The 3644-nt window shown below is 64.6% G+C and carries 3 protein-coding genes; 2 read left to right on the forward strand and 1 reads right to left on the reverse strand.

Annotated elements, in window-relative coordinates; all coding sequences use genetic code 11:
- Positions 1 to 318 precede the first annotated feature (318 nt).
- Together DMX12_RS21415 and purT are read left to right on the forward strand one after the other, a co-directional pair.
- Positions 319 to 786: a VUT family protein gene (locus DMX12_RS21415; protein WP_047150237.1), complete on the forward strand. Its 468-nt coding sequence runs from the start codon at positions 319 to 321 to the stop codon at positions 784 to 786.
- A 76-nt stretch (positions 787 to 862) separates the two neighbouring features.
- Positions 863 to 2044 (forward strand): formate-dependent phosphoribosylglycinamide formyltransferase, encoded by a 1182-nt coding sequence (gene purT / locus DMX12_RS21420; RefSeq protein ID WP_009683437.1) that lies wholly within the window; start codon positions 863 to 865, stop codon positions 2042 to 2044.
- A 120-nt stretch (positions 2045 to 2164) separates the two neighbouring features.
- Here the strand turns inward: purT and DMX12_RS21425 are convergent, their stop codons facing one another.
- A complete protein-coding gene (locus tag DMX12_RS21425) occupies positions 2165 to 3463 on the reverse strand; it encodes an MFS transporter (protein ID WP_029885505.1) in 1299 nt (432 codons plus the stop codon).
- Positions 3464 to 3644 lie beyond the last annotated feature (181 nt).

Consider the following 3644-nt stretch of genomic DNA (forward strand, 5'->3'; position numbering starts at 1 on the left):
GGTGTTCGCGGGCACGCCCGCTCCCACAGATTACCCGCCATGGTCTATCTGCTTGCCTATATCAGCAGCGTAGTGCTCATCATGAACGGGCAGTAGAGGCTGGCCTCATCCTCTAGTCTGATGCAGAGCCCTGTGGGAGCGGGCATGCCCGCGAAACCGCCAACGCGGTACATGGCACCGGCTCCGCCGGTGTTCGCGGGCACGCCCGCTCCTACAGGTACAGCATGAGCCTGGAGGGCTACGGATCATCTTTAGGAGCGGGTTTACCCGCGAACGGCTCGACGGTACTCTGTACGGCTTGCCCATAGATTACCCGCCATGTTCTATCTGCTTGCCTATATCAGCAGCGTAGTGCTGATCAACTACGCCTTCTCCAGTGCCCCGCACCTGGACGTCATCTGGTCTGCCTGGGGCGGCCTGGTGTTCATCCTGCGCGACATGGTGCAAACCCGCTTCGGCCACGGCGCCCTGGTCGCCATGCTGGTGGCGCTGGTGCTGTCGTATGTGACCTCTGAGCCGGCCATCGCCCTGGCCAGCGCCACCGCGTTCTTCATTTCCGAACTGATCGACTGGCTGGTGTTCAGCGTCACCCGGCGGCCACTGCGTGACCGCCTGTGGTTGAGTTCGGCGTTGAGCATTCCGGTGGATACCTTCATCTTCTTCGGCATGATCGGTGCCTTGGCCCCGGCGGTGGTCGGCACGGCCATGGCCTCCAAGTTCACCGGTGTCACCGCGGTGTGGCTGGCCATGGCATTTCGCGCCCGGCGGGCTGCTGCGGCCAGCTGATGGTGTAGAATAGCGGTCCTTTTTCAGCGGGTCGCGCCAAGCCGGGTGCGGCCCCGGATGCCTTCGAGGACCTGAAATGACCCGTATCGGAACCCCCTTGTCGCCTACTGCGACCCGTGTATTGCTGTGCGGCTGTGGCGAGCTGGGCAAGGAAGTGGTGATCGAGCTGCAGCGCCTGGGCGTCGAAGTGATCGCCGTCGACCGCTATGCCAATGCCCCGGCCATGCAGGTTGCGCACCGCAGCCACGTGGTCAACATGCTCGATGGCGTGGCCTTGCGTGCCGTGATCGAGGCCGAGAAGCCGCACTACATCGTTCCGGAAATCGAAGCCATCGCCACCGCCACCCTGGTCGAGCTGGAAAACGAAGGCTTCAACGTGGTGCCCACCGCCCGCGCGACCCAGCTGACCATGAACCGCGAAGGTATCCGCCGCCTGGCCGCCGAAGAGCTGGAGCTGCCAACTTCGCCGTACCATTTCGCCGACACCTACGAAGACTTCGCCAAGGGCGTGGCCGATGTAGGCTACCCGTGCGTGGTCAAGCCGGTCATGAGCTCGTCGGGCAAGGGTCAGAGCCTGCTGCGCAGCGACGCCGACCTGCAGAAGGCCTGGGACTATGCCCAGGAAGGCGGCCGCGCCGGCAAGGGCCGGGTGATCGTCGAGGGCTTCATCGACTTCGACTACGAAATCACCCTGCTGACCGTGCGTCATGTAGGGGGCACCACCTTCCTCGAACCGGTCGGCCACCGCCAGGAGAAGGGCGACTACCAGGAGTCCTGGCAGCCCCAGGCCATGAGCGAGAAAGCGCTGGCCGAGTCGCAACGTGTGGCCAAGGCGGTCACCGATGCGCTGGGCGGCCGGGGCCTGTTTGGCGTGGAACTGTTCGTGAAAGGCGACCAGGTGTGGTTCAGCGAAGTCTCGCCGCGCCCGCATGACACCGGCCTTGTGACCCTGATTTCCCAGGACCTGTCGCAGTTCGCCCTGCACGCCCGCGCCATTCTCGGGCTGCCGATCCCGGTGGTGCGCCAGTTCGGCCCTTCGGCCTCGGCGGTGATCTTGCCGCAGGGGCAGTCGCAGCAGACCAGCTTCGCCAACCTGGGTGCAGCCTTGAGCGAGCCGGATACTGCCATCCGCTTGTTCGGCAAGCCGGAAATCAACGGTACCCGCCGCATGGGTGTGTGCCTGGCGCGCGACGAGTCGGTTGAAGCGGCGCGGGCCAAGGCGACCCGCGCTTCGCAGGCGGTCAAGGTCGAGTTCTAAGCTGGAAGCTTCAAGCTTCAAGCTTCAAGCTTCAAGCTTCAAGCTTCAAGCTGCAAGAGAATGCGCGTCGCTTGTAGCTTGTAGCTTGTAGCTTGTAGCTTGTAGCTTGCAGCTTGAGACTCACAGCTGTGTATTGCGGGTCTCTTTCAGGCACAGCACAGCGATCAAGCTGATCACTGCGGCTGCCGACACGTAGCCCCCCACCCAGCTCAAACCGCCCATGCTCACCAGCTTCTGGGCGAAGAACGGGGCCGCCGAGGCGCCGACAATCCCACCCAGGTTATACGCCGCCGAAGCGCCGGTGTATCGCACATGGGTTGGGAACAGCTCCGGTAGCAAAGCCCCCATCGGCGCAAAGGTCACGCCCATCAGGAACAGCTCGATGGCCAGGAACAGTGCCACGCCGGCGGTAGAGCCCGAGGTCAGCAAAGGCTCCATGGTAAAGCCCGACGCCACCGCCAGCAGGCCGCCGACGATCAGCACCGGCTTGCGCCCGTAGCGGTCGCTGAGCCAAGCCGACAGCGGCGTCGCCAGCGCCATGAATACCACTGCAAAGCACAGCAGGCCGAGGAACGTCTCCCGGCTGTACCCCAGCGTAGTCACGCCGTAGCTCAGCGAGAACACGGTGGAGATATAGAACAGCGCATAGCACACCACCATGGCGGCAGCGCCCAGCAGGGTAGGGCGCCAGTGCCTGGCGAACAGGTCGACCACCGGCATTTTCACACGCTCATGGCGGGCAACAGCCTTGGCGAACACGGGGCTTTCCTCCAGCTTCAGGCGCACATACAGGCCTACCAGCACCAGGGCGGCGCTGAGCAGGAACGGGATACGCCAGCCCCACTCACGGAACTGCTCGTCGCTCAGGGTCAGGGCCAAGGTCAGGAACAGGCCGTTGGCCGCCAGGAAGCCGATCGATGGCCCCAATTGCGGGAACATGCCGAACCAGGCGCGCTTGCCCTCCGGGGCGTTTTCGGTGGCCAGCAGCGCCGCGCCGCCCCATTCGCCGCCCAAGCCCAGGCCTTGGCCAAAGCGCAGCAGGCAAAGGATGATCGGTGCCCATACACCGATGCTGTCGTAGCCTGGCAGCACGCCGATGGCCGTGGTGGACACACCCATCAACAGCAGCGAGGCGACCAGGGTCGATTTGCGGCCGATGCGGTCGCCAAAATGGCCGAACAGTGCCGAGCCCAGCGGCCGGGCGAGAAAGGCAATGCCAAAGGTCAGGAAGGCCGCCAGCATCTGTGCGGTGCCCGAGCCGGAGGGGAAAAACACCGGCCCGATGACCAGGGCGGCAGCCGTGGCGTAAACGTAGAAGTCGTAGAACTCGATGGCGGTGCCAATGAAGCTGGCAGTGGCTACCCGCGCGGGCGAGTTGACCGGCGCCGCAGGAGCTTGGGCATAGGTGCTGCTTGTCATTAAGTAGGTCCCTAACAGTCTGGTCCGGCTCCGTGGGCTTGGTCCACGACGGGCCGCGCTGCAGAGGCAGGCACGGCGGCGCGGGCGCCGGAGCGTTTTGTTGTTGTGTGCGCCCCACTGACGATAGCCCAAGGGGGATAGGGGCGGGGGGCGGGCACTGTTCAGGGTGTGGAAGCAGGAC

Origin of the sequence: Pseudomonas sp. MB-090624, from assembly GCF_003205245.1 — a bacterium.
Lineage (GTDB): Bacteria > Pseudomonadota > Gammaproteobacteria > Pseudomonadales > Pseudomonadaceae > Aquipseudomonas > Aquipseudomonas juntendi.

Excerpts from the sequence above, each read along its gene's own strand:
- DMX12_RS21415 (WP_047150237.1), top strand. The coding sequence starts at position 319 with ATGTTCTATCTGCTTGCCTATATCAGCAGCGTAGTGCTGATCAACTAC.
- purT (WP_009683437.1), top strand. The coding sequence starts at position 863 with ATGACCCGTATCGGAACCCCCTTGTCGCCTACTGCGACCCGTGTATTG.
- DMX12_RS21425 (WP_029885505.1), bottom strand. The coding sequence starts at position 3,463 with ATGACAAGCAGCACCTATGCCCAAGCTCCTGCGGCGCCGGTCAACTCG.